Origin of the sequence: Amycolatopsis sp. cmx-4-61 (genome assembly GCF_046548775.1) — a bacterium.
GTDB lineage: Bacteria > Actinomycetota > Actinomycetes > Mycobacteriales > Pseudonocardiaceae > Amycolatopsis.
Genome location: NZ_JAEBEI010000009.1, coordinates 1 through 21086, shown reverse-complemented (window position 1 = coordinate 21086; position 21086 = coordinate 1). Strand labels below are relative to the sequence as shown.

The 21086-nt window shown below is 70.5% G+C and carries 21 protein-coding genes; 1 reads left to right on the top strand and 20 read right to left on the bottom strand.

Features of this window, described 5'->3' with window-relative positions; genetic code table 11:
- The first annotated feature begins 236 nt into the window (after positions 1-236).
- On the top strand, positions 237-773 hold the full coding sequence (locus tag ACLJOU_RS24770) for a hypothetical protein (RefSeq protein WP_410570338.1): 537 nt from the start codon (positions 237-239) through the stop codon (positions 771-773).
- Here the strand turns inward: ACLJOU_RS24770 and ACLJOU_RS24765 are convergent.
- From ACLJOU_RS24765 to ACLJOU_RS24670, 20 genes are all read right to left on the bottom strand, one after another.
- Positions 770-1354: a hypothetical protein gene (locus ACLJOU_RS24765; protein WP_410570336.1), complete on the bottom strand. Its 585-nt coding sequence runs from the start codon at positions 1352-1354 to the stop codon at positions 770-772. The two genes, ACLJOU_RS24770 and ACLJOU_RS24765, sit on opposite strands and share 4 nt — an antisense overlap.
- An 84-nt stretch (positions 1355-1438) precedes the next feature.
- Entirely contained in the window at positions 1439-1642 is a 204-nt protein-coding gene (locus ACLJOU_RS24760) for a hypothetical protein (RefSeq protein WP_410570335.1), read from the bottom strand.
- Positions 1639-1881 (bottom strand): hypothetical protein, encoded by a 243-nt coding sequence (locus ACLJOU_RS24755; RefSeq protein ID WP_410570333.1) that lies wholly within the window; start codon positions 1879-1881, stop codon positions 1639-1641. Before ACLJOU_RS24755 ends, ACLJOU_RS24760 begins: the two co-directional genes overlap by 4 nt.
- A gap of 78 nt (positions 1882-1959) precedes the next feature.
- Positions 1960-2373 (bottom strand): single-stranded DNA-binding protein, encoded by a 414-nt coding sequence (locus tag ACLJOU_RS24750; protein ID WP_410570331.1) that lies wholly within the window; start codon positions 2371-2373, stop codon positions 1960-1962.
- A gap of 1035 nt (positions 2374-3408) precedes the next feature.
- Positions 3409-3744 (bottom strand): hypothetical protein, encoded by a 336-nt coding sequence (locus ACLJOU_RS24745; protein WP_410570329.1) that lies wholly within the window; start codon positions 3742-3744, stop codon positions 3409-3411.
- A gap of 583 nt (positions 3745-4327) precedes the next feature.
- Positions 4328-4828, bottom strand: coding sequence for a hypothetical protein (locus ACLJOU_RS24740; protein ID WP_410570328.1), 501 nt, complete (start codon positions 4826-4828; stop codon positions 4328-4330).
- A gap of 1148 nt (positions 4829-5976) precedes the next feature.
- Positions 5977-6768 (bottom strand): hypothetical protein, encoded by a 792-nt coding sequence (locus ACLJOU_RS24735; RefSeq protein ID WP_410570326.1) that lies wholly within the window; start codon positions 6766-6768, stop codon positions 5977-5979.
- Positions 6769-7395: 627 nt separating this feature from the next.
- The gene (locus tag ACLJOU_RS24730; RefSeq protein ID WP_410570324.1) at positions 7396-8028 is read right to left on the bottom strand and encodes a hypothetical protein; all 633 of its coding nucleotides are present in this window, start codon (positions 8026-8028) and stop codon (positions 7396-7398) included.
- A gap of 76 nt (positions 8029-8104) precedes the next feature.
- Positions 8105-8338 carry a hypothetical protein gene (locus tag ACLJOU_RS24725; protein WP_410570323.1) on the bottom strand — a complete coding sequence of 78 codons (234 nt, stop codon included), beginning with the start codon at positions 8336-8338 and terminating at the stop codon, positions 8105-8107.
- The gene (locus tag ACLJOU_RS24720; protein WP_410570321.1) at positions 8338-8520 is read right to left on the bottom strand and encodes a hypothetical protein; all 183 of its coding nucleotides are present in this window, start codon (positions 8518-8520) and stop codon (positions 8338-8340) included. Before ACLJOU_RS24720 ends, ACLJOU_RS24725 begins: the two co-directional genes overlap by 1 nt.
- A gap of 95 nt (positions 8521-8615) precedes the next feature.
- Complete coding sequence (locus ACLJOU_RS24715; RefSeq protein WP_410570319.1) at positions 8616-8777, bottom strand: hypothetical protein; 162 nt, start codon at positions 8775-8777, stop codon at positions 8616-8618.
- 65 nt (positions 8778-8842) lie between these two features.
- Positions 8843-9043 carry a hypothetical protein gene (locus ACLJOU_RS24710; protein WP_410570317.1) on the bottom strand — a complete coding sequence of 67 codons (201 nt, stop codon included), beginning with the start codon at positions 9041-9043 and terminating at the stop codon, positions 8843-8845.
- Positions 9044-9654: 611 nt separating this feature from the next.
- The gene (locus ACLJOU_RS24705) at positions 9655-10575 is read right to left on the bottom strand and encodes a bifunctional DNA primase/polymerase (RefSeq protein ID WP_410570315.1); all 921 of its coding nucleotides are present in this window, start codon (positions 10573-10575) and stop codon (positions 9655-9657) included.
- A 2-nt stretch (positions 10576-10577) separates the two neighbouring features.
- Positions 10578-13019 carry a tyrosine-type recombinase/integrase gene (locus ACLJOU_RS24700; RefSeq protein WP_410570313.1) on the bottom strand — a complete coding sequence of 814 codons (2442 nt, stop codon included), beginning with the start codon at positions 13017-13019 and terminating at the stop codon, positions 10578-10580.
- The gene (locus ACLJOU_RS24695) at positions 13016-14572 is read right to left on the bottom strand and encodes a tyrosine-type recombinase/integrase (protein ID WP_410570311.1); all 1557 of its coding nucleotides are present in this window, start codon (positions 14570-14572) and stop codon (positions 13016-13018) included. Before ACLJOU_RS24695 ends, ACLJOU_RS24700 begins: the two co-directional genes overlap by 4 nt.
- Positions 14569-15525 carry a PP2C family protein-serine/threonine phosphatase gene (locus tag ACLJOU_RS24690; protein WP_410570310.1) on the bottom strand — a complete coding sequence of 319 codons (957 nt, stop codon included), beginning with the start codon at positions 15523-15525 and terminating at the stop codon, positions 14569-14571. The genes ACLJOU_RS24695 and ACLJOU_RS24690 overlap by 4 nt, the downstream gene beginning before the upstream one ends.
- 147 nt (positions 15526-15672) lie before the next feature.
- On the bottom strand, positions 15673-17715 hold the full coding sequence (locus tag ACLJOU_RS24685; RefSeq protein ID WP_410570308.1) for a hypothetical protein: 2043 nt from the start codon (positions 17713-17715) through the stop codon (positions 15673-15675).
- Positions 17716-18094: 379 nt separating this feature from the next.
- Positions 18095-19594 carry an ATP-binding protein gene (locus tag ACLJOU_RS24680; RefSeq protein WP_410570306.1) on the bottom strand — a complete coding sequence of 500 codons (1500 nt, stop codon included), beginning with the start codon at positions 19592-19594 and terminating at the stop codon, positions 18095-18097.
- Positions 19595-19683: 89 nt separating this feature from the next.
- Complete coding sequence (locus ACLJOU_RS24675; protein WP_410570305.1) at positions 19684-20307, bottom strand: hypothetical protein; 624 nt, start codon at positions 20305-20307, stop codon at positions 19684-19686.
- A gap of 200 nt (positions 20308-20507) precedes the next feature.
- Positions 20508-21086, bottom strand: a 579-nt coding sequence (locus ACLJOU_RS24670; RefSeq protein ID WP_410570303.1) for a GP88 family protein, incomplete at its 5' end; no start/stop codon positions are given.

The window sequence follows — 21086 nt, the reverse complement described above, 5'->3', positions numbered from 1 at the left end:
TCGGCCGGGCTGCGGTCTTCGCCCGTCCAGATCGCGTCGAGCGTTCGTCACGACGTGGATGGTCGGTGATCAGCGGATCGGTGGAAACCGTCAGGGGCGGCCTCGCGGTGACTGCCCCGGGGTGGCGCGTCGCTCCTGCACCCGCCGTGTGCTGCGGCAATCGGATGCACGGCGGTATACCGGTGATCTAGCGTGAGGTTTGTCAGGGGAGAAACTCGACATCGGGGGACGTCACGGTGCCATCCGCACGCGAGATCCGAGCCAAGGTACGGAAGCAGGATGACGACAAGCGCAAGCGCCGTGAGGCCGCTGTGCTGGCGGTCGCAGACGCCGCCGGCGGTGCGGTCAAGGCGCGCGCTGAGCACGAGGCCGCGTTACGCGAGGCGTTCGAGGCCGCGTTGAAGACCCGCGACGGGGACGCGGAGCGGTCCCGCAAGCTGCGAGAGGCGTTCGAGGCGGCGCTGGGCGAGAGCGCGCAGGTGGCCGAGGCGGAAGCTGCGGCCGGGCGGGCGGTGAACGTTGCCATCGCGCTGAAGTGGACGCAGGCGGAGCTGGCCGAGTTCACCGAGCAGAAGGTGGAGGACCTGCGCCGTTGGGCGCAGGTGGCCAGGCAGTCCGGCGGCGAACCGGAAGTGGAGACACCGACTGCGGCTGGGAGGGCGGTCGAGCCCGAGCGGGCGCCGCGTCCGGCGTCGGGCTACGCGGTGGTCGCGCCGGAGCCTGCTGAGAGCCGCGGCGGTTCTGACGACGAGGTCGAGGCGACTGCCGGCTAGAACAGGACTGTCTGGGCGGGGTCGATGCGCATCAGGACGGCGCGTACCTGCGGTTCGTTCCAGCCGTCCTTGACTGCGTCGCGCAGCTGGCGGGAGCGTTCGGCGCGTTCGAGCCGGTTGAGGCCGGACCATTTGCGGCGCCACCAGCCGCTGCCTCCGCCGCGGCCCTTGTGGGCCATGCGGCGCAGGTTGTCGGCTTGGGTGCTGGGCCAGATGTGGCCGCGCGTTGGGTCGGGGTCGGCGTAGCAGCACAGCGGGTTGTCGCAGTCGACATGCTCGATGACTTGGCCGTAGGCGACGGCCAGGCCGAGTTTCCACGCGACCGCGTAGCGGTGTGGCTTGACCGTGTAGGGCACGCCGCCGCGGACGATGGCGAAGCGGCCGTAGCCGTCATCGGCGACGGCGCCGCGCCACAGGGAGCACATCGGGCTCGGGGTGTTGTTCGCGGCCGTGGGCGGGGTGACGACCTTGGCTTGGAACCGCGCGATTTCTTCGCCGTCCCGGTCGGGATCGACGACGAGTTCGAGCAGCGGCGGGCGGCGTTTGCGCCCGGCCGGCTGTGCGGGTGGCGCGGTCGTCACCTGATCGAGCGTAGGTCGCCGCACCGATATTTTCGCGACGTTCGCCCGCGCCGGGACGGGCGAACGCCGCGAGGTCCGGTGGTGTTACGCCCGCGGCACCTCTTCCCAGTCGTCCACGACGATGATGCGTCGCCAGTAGACCTTGCCGCCGAAGCGCTGGTGCGCGCGGATCCGCTTGTCCATCGGGTAGTCGGCTTCGGTTTCCGGGTCGTCGGGGAAGACGTTCATCGAGCCGCCGCTCATCAACTTGGCGTGCTCGGTGATGACGAGGCCGTGCGGTTCGGTCACGGCTTCTCCTGCATGTGGACGTCGACGCGGACGCCGGGCACATCGGTCATGTAGAAGGGCTCGCCGGGCGCGTGGGACCGCCAGCGGTAGCCGGACATCGTCCAGACCTCGCGCCGGTCGAACGTGAGCTCGAAGTGGCGGGCGTAGCGCAGGAGCGAGTCCCAGGCGGCGTCGCGGAGGTCGGTGCCGGGCGGGTACTGGTCTGGGTAGGCGTAGCGGACGACGTAGGTGCGGTTCACGAGTGTCTCCGGACTGGCTGCTGAAACTGGACGAGGAAAAGCGCCGGCACCGGGGTCCCGGTGCCGGCGCTGCGAGGGTCAGGCGGCGGTGGTCAGCTGCTGGCGGTTGTGCTCCCGGCCTTCCTCTTCGCGGGACTTGCCGGTCTTGGTGACGACGGCGGTCGCGCGGCGCAGGCTGATCGCGACGTCGGTGGCTTCCAGCTTGTCCCGGCGGACCGCGTACTGGGCGCCGTTCGGGGTGAAGGAGTCGTCGAGCAGCAGGCCGGTCACGGTGACCGCCATGCCGACCTTGAGGGTCTGCGCCACGTTGACGGCCAGCTCGCGGAAGGTCACGACGGGCTGGAAGCGGGTCCGCGAGATCCACTTTTCGCGGGTCTTGTCCCAGTAGCCGTTCTCGACGGCCAGGTCGAAGCTGAAGATCGTCTCACCGTTGCCCTTGTGGCGGGTCTCGTGGATCTTGCTGACGTTGCCGGTGAAGCTGATCTCGTTCATGGTCTGGCTCCCCTTGGTGCTCGGTGTCGGTGGAACGCGGCTTGCCTCAGCGGGCGGCGGAGGGGTCCGAGCGGTAGCGAGGAGCGGCGGGGGTTCGGCTCCGCCGAGCGGTGTGGGATCGCGCGTGCGCGACCCCGAAGGGGCTTGTCTCACCCGGTCGGTGCGGGCCGGTTCATCGGCGCCGTGCCCTTCCGCGGTCTGCTGACCTTCGGGCGTTTCACTGGCTCCGGGCGCGAGGGATCAGCCGTGATCGGGGGCGGTGCGCGGGTGGTCGGCGATCTCGACCCGGTTGCGACCGGGGGCGAGGCTTTTCCGCAAGCAGGCGCGTCAAGGGAGAAGTGCGGCATGACCAGCGCGGTGGTGTCGGACCGGAATTTGGTGAGCGGCTTGAAGCGTGCGGCGTCGAGGTGGCGGAACGGCGGTCGGTAGGGCTCGCAGGGATGGTGTGCTCGGCATCCGGCACCACTTCGGGCGCCCGGGCGCGGGTGCTCGGCGCACGGCCCGGCGACCGGACGGCGGGCCGCGCGGCGAGACCCGCTGCTGTAGTGCGGCCGCAGGTCGTGGTGACCGGGCGGGCGGCCGCGGCAGCGCGCTTGTCGGGCGACGGCGGTGCCGGGAATCGGGTCGTAACGGTGCCGGTGGAGACCGCGACTTGTCCGGTATCGAGCCCGTCGCCCCTCCCCCCAGGGTGGCGGGCTCGATCACGACACGGACTTTCCGCTGGTTACTCGGCGGCGGTCAGCAGCCACCTCGGCTGTGGTGCGTGCGGGGTGATGCCGAGGTGTCGCAGCGCGGCGGTGAGCCGTTCGTTCCAGCGTCCGGCCAGCCTCCTGCGTTCCAGGTCGAGCAGGTCGACTTTCTTCGGGCGAGTCGTAGTACGCGATCGTGCTGTTCGCCGCGAGCACGAACGCAGGCCAGGTCTCCCAGCTCGAAGCCGTAGAGCAGGGACCCGCTGACGCGGATCGTCAGGGTGCCTCCACGGTGTCGAGGGGCGTCCGGCGGCGCGGCCGTTGGTGGCCGCGCCGCCGGGTTCGGTCAGGTCGCGGGGACGGGTTCGGCGAGGCCGTGCTCGGACCAGTGGCTGACCGCGTTGACTTCCTGGATCGTCCGGAACGGGGCGCAGGCCCGGTCGTCGTCGAGCGCGTCGTAGAGGGCGTCCGGGGTGTGCGCGTACTCACTGACCAGGTCGATGATCGTGTGCGCGTACGGGTGCTCGCCGGTCTGGTATCCGGCGAGCAGCAGGAAGGTGGGCTCGGCGTCGTCGCGGTCCTTGTAGACCTGGGCGAAGAAGGTCCGCAGCGGCCGGTCGTAGCCGATCACGATGGTGTCGGCGGTCGCCGGGTTTTTCGGGGTGAGGTGGTGCCTGGTCATCGGTTGGTGCCTCCCGTGCTGCGGGTCGGTGAGCTGACGGGCCGTGGCTTCAGCGCGCCGGGCAGGGGTCCGCAGGACGGCAAGCGGGAAGCGCTCGTCCGGGCGGGTGGGATCGCGCAGCGACCGAGCGCAGCGAGGCTGGTCTCACCCGCCCGGACGGGCGTGGACGGCTTGCCGCGAAGCCCCTGCGTGGTGTGCTGACCTGTGGTGTCAGCTCGCGGTCCGCTGGCGCGAGGGGACGCCCGTGAGGCTCCGGGCCGCTCCCGGTCCGAGCGTGCGGGCTGCACCGGTGCCCGCGGCGGAGTGCGCGGGACGCGCGGCGAGGTGCACGGCGGCGGCCGGTGTCCTCCACCGGTTCGGCGCGTGGGCGGCGCGGTTCGCTGGGAGGAGTGGGCTGACAGCGCGACGACGTCGGCGTGAGCCGGAGGCGAACGCTGCAGGGGACAGGCCGCAGCGCGGCCTGCTGGCCGTGGTGGTCGGTGCATTCGGAGGAGAGCGCCGAGCGACCAGGGTGCCCGGGTGGTGCTTCGGCGGTGGCTTCGCCGCCACGGCCCCGGCCGTCTGGCCGGGGCCGGCTCCGCGGCTACCGGGCGAGGGCTTTGGCCAGCTTGTTGTGCCGGGCGAGCAGCACGCCGGCGGCGATGGTGGAGAACGCGAGCATCGCGGTCAGGATCGCGTCGGGCGCGTAGGTCTTGAAGTTGGCGAACTTCCCGCCGAACGCGACGTTGTCGACGACGGCCCATATCTGGACCTTGATGCCGTCGATCTCGCCTTCGTAGGTGATGGTCCCCGGGCTCGGTTTGCGGGCCTCGGTCAGGCCCAGCACGTTCGCCCATTGCCGCGCGGCTTGCCGGGCGGCAATGGGGCGGCCGTCGACGAGTCCGTTGAGGACCGGCAGCCGCGGCGCCGGGTTGCGGTAGTCGTAGTCGGCACTCCACGACCAGCTCACGCGCTTGCATCCGAGTTGCGCGCCGATGTGGTCGAGCTGGGCGAGCACCGCGGTGCCGGACTCGGCGAGCCGGGCGGTGTAGTCGCGCAGGTGCTTCGTCGTCGGCGTGGCGTTCAGGTCGGGGTACTCGGACACGGTTGCGCCTCCTGGGCTGGGTGCTGGTGGAACGCGGCGGTGCCCAGCGCGGCGCGGGAGGGGTCCGCAGGACGGCGGGGGTTCTGCTCGCCCGGGCGGGTGGCCCGCAGCGCAGCGAGGACCGTCGCCTGCCCGGGTGGGCAGGTTCATCGGCGCGTGCCCCTCCCGGGCGGTGCTGCCCTCGGGCGTTCCATGAGCGCCCCGGACCGCGGGGGCTGGTGTTGAGTACTGCGGGCGGCCGTCGGCGCGGTGGGCGCGGCGCTGCCGGTCCTCGCCGGTGACGGCGTGGCGTTCGGGACGGGAGCACGGTGAAGTTTGGAGTGGGCGGTCCGGGGCGTCGTTGCCGGGCATCGGGATAGCGTGTGGAGCGCCGCCAGGCGCGGAACGCCGTCGTGGTGCCCGGCGCCTGACGGCACCGGGCACCACGACAAAAAAGGCGGGGAATCCGGGCTCCGGCGCCAGGGCGCCTCCACCCGGATTCCGTGGCGGGTGGTGTTTGTGGAGCGCCGCCAGGCGCGGAGCACGCGGGGACGGTGCCGCCAGGCGCCGGCCCCGCCAGATGCGCAGCATCAGGGCGGAGGCGCCCTGGCGCCGGAGCCCGATTCAGTGCCCGCCGGCAGGCGGGCCGGGTGGGCGGGTGGGCGCTGGGGAGCACGAGGGGGCGCGAGCCCCCTCGTATCGGCGTGGCCGGCTCGATGCCGGTCAGGCCGATGCTTCGCGAACCGGCGGCCGGGCACGGTGTCGCACCCGGCGGCCTCGGGGTTCAGGGGCAGGAGTTGACCGACGCTGCCCACGGGTCGACATCACGTGAGGCGTTCAGGTCCACGGCGATGGCGAACCCCGCGCTGTGGGCGAGACACGCGGCGCAGCGGCAGTCTGCGAATTCGGCGGCACCGTCGGCGGCCCATATCGTGTGTGCGTGGGCGCGGCACGGCGCACACATGCCGTCGTGGCGCGCGGGGTCGTGGTCCTCGGGGGTGAGCGCCTCGCTGCACACGGCGCAGTCAGGGCGGGCGGGCTGGTGGGGTCGTCGGCTGATGCTTGGGCGGGCGCTCATCGCGGAACTCCTTCAGGCTGTGCGGTCGCATCGGTTGGCGGGACCGGCCGCCGGGCGCGCTGTCGCACCCGGCGGCCGGTGGCCGTTGCTTCTACATCACGTCGCGGACCGCGTTCAGGGCGCGAAGAACGTTGGTGTTGCGCGTGCCGCGCCTGTAGGTCTCGCGGTTGTAGTCCTCGAACCACACGCGGGCGGCGGCGGCGACGGCGGCCGGGGGGAAGCGGTGACCCTGGCGCAGCCTCCACGCGCTGTTGAGTCCGACGCGGATTTCGTGGTCGGTGAGCGTGTCGCTGATCAGGAAACGGACGGCCAGGCGGACGTCGCTGGGAAGCGGCTTCGGCTCGGCGGTCTTGGCAACCGGGGCGGCCTTCTTGGCCTGCTCCTCGGCGGCGGCGTCGGCCTGGCACGGGCGGGAGCAGTATTCCGCGCCCGGGACGTGGGACACGTTCGCGTCGCAGGTCCTGCACCGGCGGATGTCGCCGGTCTCGGGGTCCAGGCCGAGCGAAGTCAGCCGCGCGGCGGTCTCCTCGACGACTTCGGCGGCGGGCTTGTGGTAACCCATCTTGGTCAGCAGGTCAGTTCGCCGCGCGGCGTCCTGTTCGGGGGTGTCGTTGGCTGCGTCGGGGTCGCCGAGCGAGATCAGCTTTAGGCGCGGGTCCAGCGAGCGAAGCGCGGCGGCTTCGGCTTCGAAGACCGGGTCGGGGAATTCGATCAGCGGGGCGGCGTCGCTCTCGGCGTGGTCGGTGCACCGGCCTTTGAGGGCGGGGTTGTTCTGCTCCATCACGGAACGTTCGACGAGGCACACGTTGCAGAACCGGTTCGGGTTGGCGGCGAACGGGGTGCGGCGGGAACGGACCTTGTGGGTGATGGTGCTGGTGGTCATTTCGCTTCCTTCGGTTTTTGTGGTGACCGGAGTTTGGCGGCCCCGGCGGGGCTTTCCGTGTTCCCCTTGATAATGTCTACCTTACCAACCTTACTAACCTTACGGAAGAGTTTTCCGCAAATTCCGGGTCACTTTTTTATTTCGATGACCGTTAGGTCGTCGAAAATCTCACCCACAAAGTGGGGGGCCTTGGCGATTCATTCCGTCAACCTGGCTGAGCGGCCATCGCGGGGCGTCAAGGGGGTCAACACCAGGGCGCTTTTTCCTGGTGTTGACCCCCTTGACGGCCCGCGATAGCTCTTTGGCCTGGTTGACGGAATGAATCGCCTTGGTCCACCACGGAACCGCAGCTTCCTCCCTTCCCGATCCATTCCAGAGGCCTGCCGGGGGTCCGGGGGCGGCGAGCGCCCCGGTTGCCACCACCACAACAGAGACCGGACACAATACGCAATGGTATTACCAAGCCGTCCGATCAATAAGGAACAGCCTTCATTCCGTAGATAAACCGAAACTGACACCTATCAGAAATCGCGATCCTAAATTCCGCCTGGCGCTTGTTTTTGCACGGGTCACCGGGGTGCGGAGCCGGCGCGCGGTCCGGCTCCGCACCGCGCCGAGGTCAGGCGTTCAGGCGGCGCACGCAACGGCAGGTGTCTGTGTCACCGCCGTGAGGCAGCGTCGGGGTGATCTCGACCAGGCCGCCGCCTTCGCACGCTGGGCAGCGCGGCGGGCGAAGTGGCGCGCGCCGTCCTCGGCGCTGAAGAAGTCCAGGTAGATCCACTGGCTTTCGGTGCCGAGGTCGGCGAACAGCGACTGCTGGAACGTGTCCAGAGCGTTCACGGCGAGCGGGTCGAGCAGGTCCAACCGCCACTCGTCTTCCTCGTCGTCGTTGTCGAGGTGGTGCCAGCCGAGGTCATCCGGCTCACCGAGGCCCAGGGCGAGGGCAAGGGGCTGCTCGACCCTGGCGACCACCGACGTCCATTCGAGCCCTTGCGGACTGCGCCAGTCCCGCAGCCACTGCGGCGGGGACATCGCCGAGAACGTGGCGGTCGAGCGAATGGAGGTGAGCGTCGGGCCGAGCGGCCTCTCCCAGCGGGTGCTGAGGTCCAGCAGCAGTGCGTTCGCGTCAGGCACCGCGGCGCGCACCTGCCTGGTGATGTCCAGCAGCCGCACCGGGTACAGCTGGCGATCGACGCGACGGCGCCGGGTGTCGGCCTCGTTGAGGAAGTTGTCGAGCAGGTCGGGTGTCGTGCGGGACATCGCGGTCCTTCCATCGTGTGGGCGTGGTGACGGACCGGTCCGGCCGGGCTAGCAGGCCCGGCCGGACCGGTGAGGTTCAGCTGCCGCCGATCTCCTGGGAGGCGTCGGGGTTGTGCACGACGCAGGTGAGGTCCAAGTGGACGAACATCGCCGCGTCGAGCTGGCGGATGATGGTCCCGGCGTCACGGGAGAACCGGGTGGAGACCTTTTCGTGGCACTCGGGGCAGTTCACGGACAGGTCGGTGTCGCTGCGGGAGTAGCCGTATCGGCGGGCGCGGCGGGCGATTCGCTGCTTCTCGGTCTTGGTCATCAGTCCCCCGAGCCGTTGTCGCCGTCGAGTGCCAGCTCCCAGAGCAGGTCGCCGCCGAAAACGAGGACCAGGGAGATGACGGCGGCTAGCCACCAAGCGAGGGTTCGTTCGGCCAGGAAGGCGCCAAGCTTGAGCAGGAGGGTCAGCAGGCCGGAGAGCAGGAACTGGTAGCGCAGGGGCATTTCGGGCTCCTTCGGGCGCGAGGGCCGGAACGAAAACCGGGTCCGCCGATCGGCGGACCCGGAGAGTGGGTGTTTCGGTGTAGGCGGTTGGGCGGTCACTCCAGACCGGGCAGGACGCCGATCAGCGCGGAGACCCACACCGCGCCGACGAACGCGGTGGAGAGCAGCGCGGAGAGCCACCAGGAGCGGACCTCGACCAGTTCCTTCAGCACGACGGTGCCGACGACTGCCCAGATCACGAGGTCGATCAGGGTCACGGAAACCTCCGAGGTAGAAGAACGGCCCGGCGCGTTCGCGTCGGGCCGGGGAAGGGTGGGAACCGTCAGGCGTCGTCGTCGCCGTGTTCGTGTGCCGCGTCGCGGGCAAGCCAGAAGTCTTCGGTGATCAGCGCGATGGCTGCACCGACGACCAGGGCGATGATCGCGGCAAGCCACCACGGCATGGTGCCGCCGCACAGGAACGCGGTCAGCTTGATCAGGATGGTGAGGCCGGCGTAGACGAGGAATTGGTAGCGCAGTGGCATCGCAGGCTCCTCACCATTCGCCGTTGTCAGCGGCCAGGTCGGCGGCGATGCGGTCCTGGTGGGCGTCGCGGTCGGTGAACTCGCGCCAGTTGCCGGTGCCGGTGAGGGGCTGGGTGTCCATCGGTGCCTCCTGGGGCTGGGGTGTCTGTGGGGCGCGGCTCTGCCTCAGCGCGCCGGGTGGGGGTCCGCGCTCGCGCGGACGGCCAAGTCCGCAGGCTCGGCCGGTCGACGTGGACCGCGCTGCACCCGGCCGCCGGCGAACACCGCGACAGGACGGCGCGGTTCATCTCGACCGGCCGGGCCGGAGGACTTGGACGCTCGCCCCCGCCCGGTGTGCTGACCTCCGGGCGATCCACGGGCGCTCCGGCCTGGTGGTGCCGGTGGGCGCCCGGGCCCGGAGGTGACGAGCGGCTCGGCGGCGGCGACCGCGGCACCTGAGCGGGGCATCGGCGCGCGGCGACATCGCGGTGATGCCGGCGCGGAACAGGCCCCGGGAAACACGTCGCCGGGTGTGCCGCGCTCTGCGGCACACCCGGCGGTGGGGCGACAGCCGCCGCGAGGCTTGACGGGTGCCGCCCGGGAAGCCCGGGCCGTGAGGCCTGGGGCGGAGATCAGTCGGCCAGCTCGATCCTCCGAGGGTTCTGGCGGCCGCGGGCGATGCCGTTGCGGATGTGGTGCAGCGCCTCGGCTTCGTTCCAGCCGCCGACGCCGTTGTGCGCGCTGGCCGCGTCGAGCAGCACGTCCAGGGCGACAGCTTCGTCGAGGTAGCCGCCGCCGACCAGCTCGCCGAGCTTGGCGGCGGCCTTGAACGTGATGTCGGCGCGCTCGCCCTGCGGGGCGTGGCGGACACGGTCGGGCTCCGCGGTCAACGGCGTCTTGAGGTATGCGCCGTATCCGGCGCTGGTGGAGAGCTGGACGGGTACCCGCACCGGTGGCGGCGGCGGGGTCAGCGCGGTAACCAGGAAGGGCGGCAGCGGCGCGACCGGGACGTCACGGGTCACCCGGTAGAGGCGGTACTTACCGCTGACGCGGCGGACCGACCCGGCGACGATGATATTGCCGCCGTGGGCGCGAACGTCCAGGTAGGGGCCCAGGCCACGGCCGTTCGCGCCGATCGTGTTGCGCAGCTCGATGCCGGGCGGTGCTTGGAAGTACCGGTGCTCGCCGGCGTCGTCTTCGTCTCCGGGTGTGGCCACGGTGTAGGTGTCGATCGGGTCGGGTTCGCCGGCGCGCTCGGCGAGAATTCGCAGCACGTCCCGGCCGTGCCGCGGGGCCAGCGCCGCCCAGTCCTCGGGCGGGGCGTCGTGCGCGGTGTCCAGGTCGAGCACGACCAGCCCGGCGGGGCCGCAGGCGACGCCCGCGTTTTTCCTGGAGTAGCGGGGCCACCACTGGCGAATCTGGGTTTCGTCGGTGGTGGCGCGCTTTTGCCACTGTTTGATCGCTGGCATTTTTGAGTTGGGGTGGAGGGGGAAGACGGGCCATCCTCGGCGCGCGGCTGCCAGCGCCGCGTCCTGGAAGTGGGTAGGGTTCATCGTCAGCCTCCGTTCGGAGTTGCCGGTTCGATGGACTGTTGGCTTGCTGTGCGCAGCGTTGGCAGTCCAAGGTCGGTCAAGGTGCCAGCGGAGTTGCGTATGGTCTTGTCGAGATTGGCGAGCTTCTCTTTTCCTTTGGTGAGGCTGTATTCGAGTCCTTGGACTTCGCCGAGCCAGCCGTTCATCTTGGCTTCGGTGATGCGGTCGTGGAGGTTGCGGATGATCTCGACCAGGCGGGGTCGTTGGGTGGGCGAAACCCTCAACATGGGGCAACGTAGGCAACTGTGTTCGTGCTGGCAGGGTGTGCCGTAGGGGCGGCCGCAGTCGCCCAGTTCGAGTTTGCGTGTCTGGAAATGTTGTTGGAACTCCTGCCATTCCTGCTCGGTCGGCTCGCGGTACTCGACCTCTGGTCGGACCGCGCGCCGTCCGTCGAGGAAGGACCGGTAGGCGCGGACGAGGTCTTCTTGGAACACGGCCAGGTAGGACTGCGTGGTAGTCAGGGAGTGGTGTCCGAGTAATCGTGCTGCGATGTGGACCGGGAGGCCTCCGGTGACCGCATCGGTGGCGAAGATTCTCCGGAAGTCGTGGGCGGTATAGGTCAAGGTGTCGCCTGACGCGTCGCGCAGCCCGGTCCGGGCGACTGTGTCGTTGAGGAGTTTGCGGACGACCGTGTAGCTGATCACGTCCCAGCGGTGGGTGTTGCGGCGCTGGAACAGGTGCGGGAGGGGCGGGCCGGTGAGTTTCTCGTGCATGTCGTAGCGTTCGGCCAGAGGGACGGCGCCGGCGTTGGCGCGGCGAAGCCTGCTGATGATGGTGGCCAGGACGCTGGCGAGTTCCGGACTGATGAGCAGCAGCCGTTCCTCGTTGCTCTTGGACGGCACGATTTGCAGCAGCGGGACCAGTTCGCCTGTCTTGGGCAGTGTGTAGGAGGTCAGCGCGAGATGCGTGATCTCCAGCAGTTCCTCGATGCGGACACCGGTGTGCCGGAGGGTCTCGATCACCGCCCAAGCCCAGAACGCCTCGTCTTCGGCGCGGGTGAGGTCGATCCTGGTGCCGGTGTCGACGTTCTCGGCGACCACGGCGTCCGAGCCTCGGTATCGTTCGCCGCCGGGCTGGTCCTTGCCGTTGGCGACGATCCGGCGATAGCGCTGGCCGTCGTGGGCGAACAAGCCGTCGTCGGGAGTCGCGGTTGCCGCGTCCAGCAACGCGCGTTGGCGGTCGCGGTGCCGCTCGGCTGTGTCGACGAGGATTGCCAGCTGGGGCAGGCGTTCGCGGACGCGTTGGTGCATCCGGGCGGTGGCTTGCTGTCGGGCTTTGACGATCCCGTCAGTGTCGCCCCGGCGCACCGGGCTGGAGACCGCGAAGGCGACCCAAGACGGGTCGGTGTGCGCCCATTCCTGGATATCGAGGTAGAAGGCGCGGACTTTGGTCAGCGTGTCCAGCCATGTTGTGCGGGGTCGGGTTCGTCCATTCCCCATGTGCACCAAGCGAAGACGCTGCTTCCACGCGTGCGCGACGTCCTCGGGCACTTCGAGGCTGTCGATCCCTGGGTGATGGGCCTCGATGTCGGCCCAGAACCTGCCGGCGAGATGGCTGGCAAGCGACCGCAGTGAGTTGTAGTCCAGGCTGGGGCTGCGTTCCTCGAGGTAGCGGATCAGTGCCTGCCGGGCGGTCGAGCTCTGGATGCGATAGAAGTCGACGAGCTCGCTGGGCGACTGTTGTCCGCGCCGCATCGTGGTGGAGCGCAGGGACTCGCACACGGTCAGGATCCCGGCCCGGCGCAGCAGTTCCCAGGCGGTGCCCAGACCCTTATTGGCCTTGCGGCGTGGAGTCATCCAGTCCCGGAACTCGAAGAAATCAGCCGGGTCGAGGTCCTCGAGGCTCTTGCCGGTGTGCAGCGCGAGCTTGACCAGCGCCCGGCGGGCCTGAGTGTGCTCCCTGGCTGTGGTGGTCACCGACGCCGCGGCGTCCCGGCGGATGCGCTCGAACAGCTCAGGGCTGATGACGCCGGGGGCGTGCTCGAACAGGAAAGCCGCTTTGGTGTGGGCGAAATAGCCATAGCCCGGGCGCAGCACACGCGCCAGGAACAACCAGTTCAGCCCTGCCCGCAGCTCCACGAGGTTGATGTCACGGGTCCGTGAGTCCTCGGCGGCGAGCTGGTCGATCCAGCCCATTCCCTGGTCACCGCCCGCTGTGACCCATCGCTCCTGCCAGCCGGTGCCGGGCGAGGTCTGCAGCCAGGCCAGCACCCGCGCCGCGCCCCTGAGCCGCCGTCCGGGAGAGGTCCCCTCCCAGTCCGACCACGAGGGCAGGTCCTCAAGCAACCGGAGAACGTCATCGGCCGGGAGCCCGTCGGCCGTGCTGACGCCGTGCCCGGAGCACACCTGCCCCGGTCGGGCAGCGAGGAGAGCTGCTTGCTTGCGATCCGTTGCGGTGGTTGTCATCGCAGGCTCCCTCCGAACAAGACGGCGAGGTCCTGGTCGTCGTAGCCGACCGCGGCAGGAGCTGGGGCAGGCGGCTGGGACTCTCTGTCCGCAAGGTGCTGGTGGACCCGGCGGATGACTTCGGCGTCGTCCTCGACCAAGTAGACGTCGGCGGTGGTGGACAGGTGGGCGTGGCCGAGGATTGCCTGCACGTCGCGCATCGACAGTCGCTCGTCCCGGCTCATCCTGATCGCCGCGGTGTGGCGAAGGTCGTGCATCGACCAGTTGGTGCCCAGGAGCGCGTTGATCCGCCGGAACACCGCCCGCAACGCTTCATAGTTCATGGGCTGCCGCGCGAGGCCGTTCCCGCGATCACGGCGTCGCAGCGTCTGCCAGACGGACTCGCCCGGCTCCAAGGGACGGCCCAGGTCAGCCAAGTAGAGACGCAGCCAGACGAATGCCTCCGGGCTGGCCGGCAGCCACTGTTCAGCGTGGGTTCCCTTGCGGACGACCCGAATCAGCTGGTCACCCCAGCCCAGGTCTGCCGAACGGACACCCAGCAGCTCCGAGGCCCGCGCGCCACTGCTGACAGCAGCGGACAGGATGGCACGGTCGCGATTGGACCGCAGCGCCGCGAACAAGTCCCTCCACCGGTCCTCGGGCATCTCCCGGGGCCTGCGTTTGGGAACTTTCGGGTTGTAGCGGATACGTCCCTCGGACCGGAACGGCTCCAGCGGATTGTGGTGCTGGTTCGGACGGCGGTCTCTGCCGCGGCCTCGCGGCACCGGATTGACCAATGGTCCCTCACCGATGTCGATCCAGAATTCGTAGAAGGAACGCACGACCGCGTTGGAGTGCCGCACCGTCCGTGGCTTGTAGTGGTCGTCGAGGTACTGCTTGCGGGTGATCGGGTTGACCGTGCCCGCGGTCTCCGCCGACTTCGTCCGCACGGATCGGCGGATCTTGGAGGCCTGCCCCAACCACAACACCAAGTCTCGGGTCTCCGCCGACGTGGCCTGGTCCCACTCCACTTCCACCGCCTGCAGCCATCGCCACCATCGCAACAGGCCGTAGGCGTAGCTGCGCACTGATCCTGGGCTGTTGTCTCGGGCGAGGAAGTCAGAGAGGAATCTCCGAATCGGCTCGACCGGGACATCGGCCGGGTCGACCACCAGCCACGGCACCACGCCCTTCGCGGCTGTGACACGACCCCATCGGGGAATGATGATCGAGCTGATATCCCTGCTGTCAGCTCCGCTGAGGACTCCCACGCAACCTCCCAAACTGGACGTTGCCGAAGTCCTACATGTCGATGGCATCCAACTCAGCGTCCACTTCGGAGTGTCGCTCCTTAGTCCGGTCAACAGGTTGTGCCTCGGGTGGCGGCGCCACCAGCGGCGGATGCGGTCGGGATCGCAGGTGGCGCGCTGCTGCCAGTTGGGAATGGCGGGCCGCTTGCTGCCCGGGGCGAGCGGGAACACCGGCCACCCGCGCCCGGCGGCGCCCAACGCGGCTGCCAGCAGTCCGTTGGTGGCGGGGACGAGCGCCGACGCCGGCGCAGTCGTGGTGGTCATGGCACCAGCTCGGCCGCGATCGGGGCCGGAACGGGATGGATGACCATGGCTGCGGCGTTGTCGGTACCGCCGAAGTACCGCGCGGCGAGTGTCAGCCGGTTCGCGCACGCAGCTGGGTCGCTGAACGTCCGGACCGCGCGGGCGAGAGAGGCGTGGGGAACGTACTGGTGGACGCCGTCGCTGGTCAGCAGCAACCGGCGGCGCGGGCCGGTGGTGGTGACGTGGCCGATGTCGGCGAGGGTGGCGGTGGCGACGGAGCTGGTGACGACGTGGTCCTGCCCGGCGGCCAGGTCCTCGAGGACCTGTGGCCGGTCGCGGTAGCGCTCGGCGAGGGTGTCGCGCAGCTGCTGGCCGTAGGTGTGGTCGACCGTCAGCTGGGTGAGGATGTCGGTGTCGGGATCGTATTCGTAGGCGCGGCAGTCCCCGACCCACGCGATGTCCCAGCCATCGCCGTGCGCGGGCGGGAGTGGGGTGGCGACGACCATGACGGTGTCGCCGGTGAGGCCGCCGGCGAGGATGCCGGTAGCGGCGAGCAGACCTCCGACCGCGCCGCGGTCGGAGGCGACGCAGCTGGCGAGCGCCGCCGTGCTGCCGGCGGCGTAGGCGGCTGAGGTGGTGTCGCCGATGCCGTCGGCCAGGGCCCAGCCGTGGCGGGCGCCGGTGATGGACATGTGGGTGCCGGTGGCGTCGGCTTGGTGGCTGCGGCCACCGATGCGTAGAGCCGTGCCGGGCAGGTAGGTGGGATGCTCGGCGGCGTAGCGGCGGTGGTGGCGGGCCAGAGCGCGGGCGTCGCTGTGGGATTCGGCGATCTCCGTCCAGCCGCAGCGGCAGGTCGCGTGGGTCCAGCACGGGCCGGGCGGCAGCGGGGCGTAGGGCCAGACGGGGTGGTGCCCGGCGGCGTAGGTGCTGGTGCGGTGGACGTTGTCGAAGACCGGAGGAAGGTGCGGATGCATCGAAGGAACTCCGTTCACGCGCGGGGCTGGCGGCGAGCCCGGCGGGAGGCAAGGACGACGGGACGGGGCAGGAAGCCGGGGCGGGCCCGGCTGTAGTGCGCGGGCCCGCCCCTGGAGAGGAACCGGGTGCGGCGACGATCCGAGCGGCTAGCTCGCGGCGCCGATCAGCTCCGCCTCGGCCTCGGTGTTCTGCTCGACCGGCTCCTGATCGGTGCTGGCGTCGGTGTGGTCGGTCGCCGTGTCGCTGTGGTCGTCCGTGCCCGGGGCGTCGACGTCGTCGCCCCCGGCGGTGGAGTCGTGGACGGGGTCCTCGACCGCCGTGTGGTCGAAACCGTCGTCGCCCGTGGCCTCGGCACCGTCGGCCTCGTCACCCTCGGTGGTCGTGCCGCGGTCGCTGGTGGGGCCGGTCGTGAGGTCGCCGAGCTGCGCGGCGATGACCTCCTGCTCGGTTTCCGGGTCGATCACCTTCCGCTCGACGTCGGAGGCGGGGTAGCCCCAGCCGATGATCGCGGCCATGTACGCCTGGGCGGAGCTCCATGGGCTGCGCCAGGTGTTGCGGGAGAGGTCCGCCTCGATCGCGCAGAGGGTGAGGAACAGGTCGTAGAGGGTGGCTTTCCCCGCCGTGGGGGCCTTGGCGACCTTGGCGGTCAGGTCGGCGAGCGTGGCCCCGTCCCGCAGACCGAACAGCGTCATGGCCAGCGGGTGGTTGCGCTCGAACGCGCGCCGCAGCTCGTAGCCGCCGTGGGCCTTCTGCAGGGCGAGGAACAGCTGCGCGCCCTGCGGCGCGGTCTTGCGCTGCACCAGCCCGGCCAGCCATTCCCGGCGCGGTGCTGCGGAGGCGTCCCAGTCCTTGTTGTTCTGGATCACCCACTTGCGGATGATCGCCGCCTTCCGGCGCTCGAGTTCGGCGGCGGCCTGGGCGGCGCGCGCGGCATCGACCTCATCGGCCTGCTCGGCTGCGTCCTCGTCGTCGGAGGATTCGTGGTCGACGGATGTGCCGACGCTGGTGGGCACGGGGTTGAAGTCCGCGCGGCCGGCCGGGGCGTAGCTGAGGGCGTGACCGTGGGCGAGGAAGTCGGCGCAGCCGTAGACGGCCACCGGGATCTGGCTGCCCTGCTCGTCGTGGTGGTCGGTCTCGATCCAGGCGCCGTGTCCCGGGCAGGACGCGTGGTCCTCCGCGGTCAGCTCCGTGTGGGGCTCATCCTCGGGGGTGGGGCGCAGCCGGTCCAGCGAGCGCGCGTCCCCGTCGTGCCCGGGCAGGCTCTCGTCCCCGGGCAGGCTCTCGTCGAAGATCGTGACGCCGGCAGCCGTCAGTTCCTCGGTGAGGTCCTCGGTCAGGGCCGCGAGCCGCTGCTTGTCCGCGCGTTCGGCGCGCTTGCGCTCGGCGAGCTGGGCGAAGTTGTTCGGCGCCGTCCGCGCGGTGAGAATGAGTTCCTTGGCCGTGTCGGTGTCGCCGGCTTCGTCGAATTCGGCGATGACCGCGGCCTGCAGCAGATCCAGGTCGTAGCGTTCGCTGGCCTTGAGCGCCAGCTCGCTCTGCCCGGCCTGCAGGACGTTCTCGACGTAGGACTTGCCCTTCCTGCCCAGCGCCAGCTTGCGGGCGATCCCGGCGGGCTTGAGGTTGAACGCGGCGAGCTGCTCCAGAGCCCGTGCGGTGTCCGCCAGCGTCAGGGACCTGCGGAAGGCGGGGTCGTTCTCGATGAACTGGTTGACGATCCGCTCGATGGTGGCCTTGCGCTCGTCGGCCGGCGGCGGGGTCTTCATCCACACCGGCACCGTGCAGCCGGCTTCGCGGGCGTTGAGGACGCGGCGCTGCCCTTCGGTGACCACGATGGCGCCGGTGTCGTAGTCGCGGTAGCCGTTGACCGCGGTCTTGACGCCGTGGGTCTTGAAGTTCGCCGTGGTGTCCTCGTCAGCCTCGGCGTTGTCAGTGCGGACGTTCTCGGCGAGCAGCACCTTGTCCGGGTCGGCCCGGACGATGGTGTCGATCTCGGCGTCCCACTGCGCGTGCAGCGCAACGCGTTCCGTGTCGGACAGCTCGTCGAGCGGGGTCTCCTCGACGCCGGTCGAGGACGTGTCGCCGTCGGGGGCGGTGTCGACGGTGACGACACCGCCCAGGTCGTTGGTGGGGAGGTCGGTCGTGGGGAGGTCGGGGTCGCGCTGGGTCGGCAGATCCATCGTGCTGGTCACGAAGGCGCTCCTTCACACGGGCCGGCCGGTCACCGGAAATTAATCCGGTGACCGGCCACGAACCCCGCACCACCTCCTTCTCCATCACCGCGTCGCGGTGGAGAAGAAGGGGAGTGCGGGCGTCCCGGTCGGGACGCACTCGCCCAAGCGGGGCCGCCCGCGTCGGCGGCAAGCCCGCCCCGACCGCACGACCGAAAGCACAGATCGTGATCGGGCGGGCTTCCGCCGACGCCAGGCTCCGCTAGAGTGCGTCGGCCCGACCGGAACACCCGCACCCGCTTTCCACACCGCAGCAACACTTTCCTCATCTTCTGCCTAAACCATTGCACCGGCTTGCCGCCAACGGGCTCTTTCCCCACAACTCACCTCCCGTTGCAGCTCACCTCGGAGCCGGATTCCGCAGCAGGCCCAGCATCCCGCTGCGGTGCGAGAGCGTCAGCCAGATATCGGCGATGTCCGGGTGCGCCCGGCCGTCCAGATCGGCACGCGTCCAGGCCAGCCGCAGGCACCGCGCAGCGGTCCGGAAAGTAATCCGGCCCTGCCGGATTGTGTCGTCCAGCTCCCGTACCGCGTTGGCGGGAAGGCCGGCGACGGCTTTCGTGTAGTCGATCTCGGCGCCGGGTTCCGGCGCAGCACCCCACCGGTCGCATGCGCGTTCCCGCGCTCGGGCGACGCTATCCCGCAGCGACTCCAGTGACGGCAGCGACGGATCGGGCTCGGCGACGGTGACCTCCCGCAGGAACAGGTCGACGCGATCGAGCAACCACAGCGGGATCCGGGCGAGGTAGCGCGCACGCTGCGCCGGGGTGCAGCGGCACTCTTCGATCCGGACGCAGCCGGAGGCGCAGTCGCGGGCGGTGAACACCATGCGGGCCCCGGCCGGGTGCGTTTCGGCACCTGCCGCGGCGGTGATGCCGATCGTGCCGTTCTCCAGCGCCGGACGCAGCACCTCGACGATGCGGGCGGAGAACTCGGGCAGATCCTCGACGGTCAGGACACCGCGATGGGCCAGCGTCAGCAGTCCCGGCCGGCTCAGGGACCCGGCTACTGCGGCGATGGTGTCGTCTGGGCGCAGGGCAGCGGCAGGTGGCCGGGTGGGCGCTTCGTTGCCGGGCCAGGGGTGCTCGGCCAGGACGTGCCACATGCTGACCTCGAGTGCCTCGGTGTCGGTGAGGTCGGCCATCAGCGCCCGGATCAACCGTGGCAGCAGGAGGACCGGGGTGCTGGGGGCCGCGACGTGCAGGGTGTGGTGACCGCCGGCGGCGGCGACTGCGGCGGCCCGGACCGCCGTGGGCGACAGCCGGGCCCACGCTTCAGGCGTCCACGGTGCGGTAGGCGATGCTCCGTCGCGCGACTCGGGCCGCTGAGTCTGGTTGGGTTCGCCGCGCAGCCAGCTGACCAGGTCGTTCACACAGGCGAGGGGAACGATGGTGAGGCCGGGGACGTCGCGGGCTTCGGCAGCGTTGGCGGCGGGCACGACCAGGTGGGTGAACCCGGCCGCGGCGGCCGCGATAGCCCGCGTCCGCACGTCGGGGACCGGCCGGGCGGTGCCGTCGAGACCGAGTTCGCCGATCAGTGCCGTCGCGGTCAGCCGCCGGGCTGGCACGGCCTCGGTGACCACCAGCGCCGCGGCCGCGGCGGCGAGATCGACGTCGGAACGCGGGTGCGCGGCGGAGGCGGTCAGGTGCACGACACCGTCGGGCCACGTCAGGCCGCTGTTGCGGATGGCCGCGCGCACCCGGTCGCGGGTCTCGCGCGAGACCGCCGGGCAGAGGCCGTGCACGCACAGCGTGGCGTCACCGACGCTGACGTCGGCGCGGATGTCGACGATCCGGGCCTGGGAGTCGTCGAGGGTGACCACACGGGTAAGAGCGTCCATGGCATCGTCCTTCCAGAGAGAAGAAGAGGACTCCGGCGCCGGGTAGGGCGCCGGAGTCGGGGTGTGTGCGGCGGCTGCAGCGCCGAAGGTCAGCGGCAGCTGCCGGGCGCGGCGGGCGCGGTGTGGCCGGCGGCGGCGCGTTCACCGACGAGCGCGGCCAAGGCGAGCGCGTTCTCGACGGTGGCGTCGATGCTGAACCGCACCCGCCGCTGACGGTCACGCCAGAACGGCTGCAGCACCTGCGCCGTCGCGAACAACGGCTGACCGTAGGCACCGACCGACACGGTGTTCGCTCCGGCCGCCGGGGTGGTGCCGAATCCCGCCCCGACCGCGGCGAGAACGCTGGAGAGGTCGGCGGCGTCGCTCGCGCGCCGGTGCGCCAGGTCCCGGGCCGCCGCGATCAGCTCGACCACGTCCGGGATCAGCCGCCGGGCCAGGTCCTTGCCGACCGCGGCGGCGGGCCGGGCCCGCGCCACGGTCACCGACGGCCGGACCATTCCGGTGGGCTGATGGGGACTGAGCTCGGAGTCCAGCCATGCTTCCAGCACCAGGCGGGTCCGTTCCGCGCGGTAGGAGACGGTCACGCTGATCCACCCGCCGTCGGGGCCGATGAGCGCGGCGTCCTCACCGACACGGCGGGAGGTGACGGCGCGCCACGGCTCGCCGAGAACCTCCGCGACCGCACGCAGATACGACATCAAGTCGTCCGACATCTCCTGGGGTTCCTTCCGATCGCAGGGTGTGCCGATCCGGTTGCCGGTGCCGGTGCCGGTGCCGGTGCCGTGGTCGCGGCGGGCGGGCGTCCCGGATGGGCACGTCGTGGAGCCGGTGACAGCGCGGACCGGGGCCACGGCGGCGTTGCACCTGGGCCGCACTGCCGAGCAGCGAGCGGCCGCCGTGGCCCCGGTCGGCGCTACCGTGGGTCGCCGGACGCGCCCGACCGGTCGCCGGCTGCTGTGGTTGGCTGGGTGCCGGTGCGGCGAGCGGCGCGTGCGGCCTCGACACCGGCCTGCCAGCGGCTCCACCGGCGCCCGGCTTGGCGGGCCTTGAAGTGCGCGATGTTGTTTGCCGGGATCCCGACCGGCGTCGGCCCGAGCACGGCCAGCAGGTCGGACTCTTCTTGCGAGTACCAGCCGGCGGCGGTGATGGATTGTTCGTCGGGAAAGACGTCGGCGACTCGATCGACGGCCGGGTCCAGCGCGGAGTCTTGGGTTCCGCCGTAGGAGTAGACCCACCAGAAGTTCCGTGGCGGGTTCGGCTCGACCAGATCTCGGAACGCGGCGACTTCTTTGGTGTAGGCGTAGAAGCGGGTACGCTGGCGGGCGCGCACGATCTCGAGCCACGCCGTGAGGTAGGCGCGGGAGTTTCTCTGGGGCTCGCGATGCCTGAGGCCGACTCCAGATAGGAGTTTGTGCAGCTCAGTGGCTATCTTGATCCACCGTAGTGTGTGCGACAGTTGTCGTGCAAGGCACGCCGCAGCGATCACCGAATA

Coding starts and splice junctions, on each gene's coding strand:
- ACLJOU_RS24750 (WP_410570331.1), bottom strand. CDS start 2,373: ATGAACGAGATCAGCTTCACCGGCAACGTCAGCAAGATCCACGAGACC.
- ACLJOU_RS24745 (WP_410570329.1), bottom strand. CDS start 3,744: ATGACCAGGCACCACCTCACCCCGAAAAACCCGGCGACCGCCGACACC.
- ACLJOU_RS24735 (WP_410570326.1), bottom strand. CDS start 6,768: ATGACCACCAGCACCATCACCCACAAGGTCCGTTCCCGCCGCACCCCG.
- ACLJOU_RS24730 (WP_410570324.1), bottom strand. CDS start 8,028: ATGTCCCGCACGACACCCGACCTGCTCGACAACTTCCTCAACGAGGCC.
- ACLJOU_RS24725 (WP_410570323.1), bottom strand. CDS start 8,338: ATGACCAAGACCGAGAAGCAGCGAATCGCCCGCCGCGCCCGCCGATAC.
- ACLJOU_RS24720 (WP_410570321.1), bottom strand. CDS start 8,520: ATGCCCCTGCGCTACCAGTTCCTGCTCTCCGGCCTGCTGACCCTCCTG.
- ACLJOU_RS24710 (WP_410570317.1), bottom strand. CDS start 9,043: ATGCCACTGCGCTACCAATTCCTCGTCTACGCCGGCCTCACCATCCTG.
- ACLJOU_RS24705 (WP_410570315.1), bottom strand. CDS start 10,575: ATGAACCCTACCCACTTCCAGGACGCGGCGCTGGCAGCCGCGCGCCGA.
- ACLJOU_RS24700 (WP_410570313.1), bottom strand. CDS start 13,019: ATGACAACCACCGCAACGGATCGCAAGCAAGCAGCTCTCCTCGCTGCC.
- ACLJOU_RS24695 (WP_410570311.1), bottom strand. CDS start 14,572: ATGACCACCACGACTGCGCCGGCGTCGGCGCTCGTCCCCGCCACCAAC.
- ACLJOU_RS24690 (WP_410570310.1), bottom strand. CDS start 15,525: ATGCATCCGCACCTTCCTCCGGTCTTCGACAACGTCCACCGCACCAGC.
- ACLJOU_RS24680 (WP_410570306.1), bottom strand. CDS start 19,594: ATGGACGCTCTTACCCGTGTGGTCACCCTCGACGACTCCCAGGCCCGG.
- ACLJOU_RS24675 (WP_410570305.1), bottom strand. CDS start 20,307: ATGTCGGACGACTTGATGTCGTATCTGCGTGCGGTCGCGGAGGTTCTC.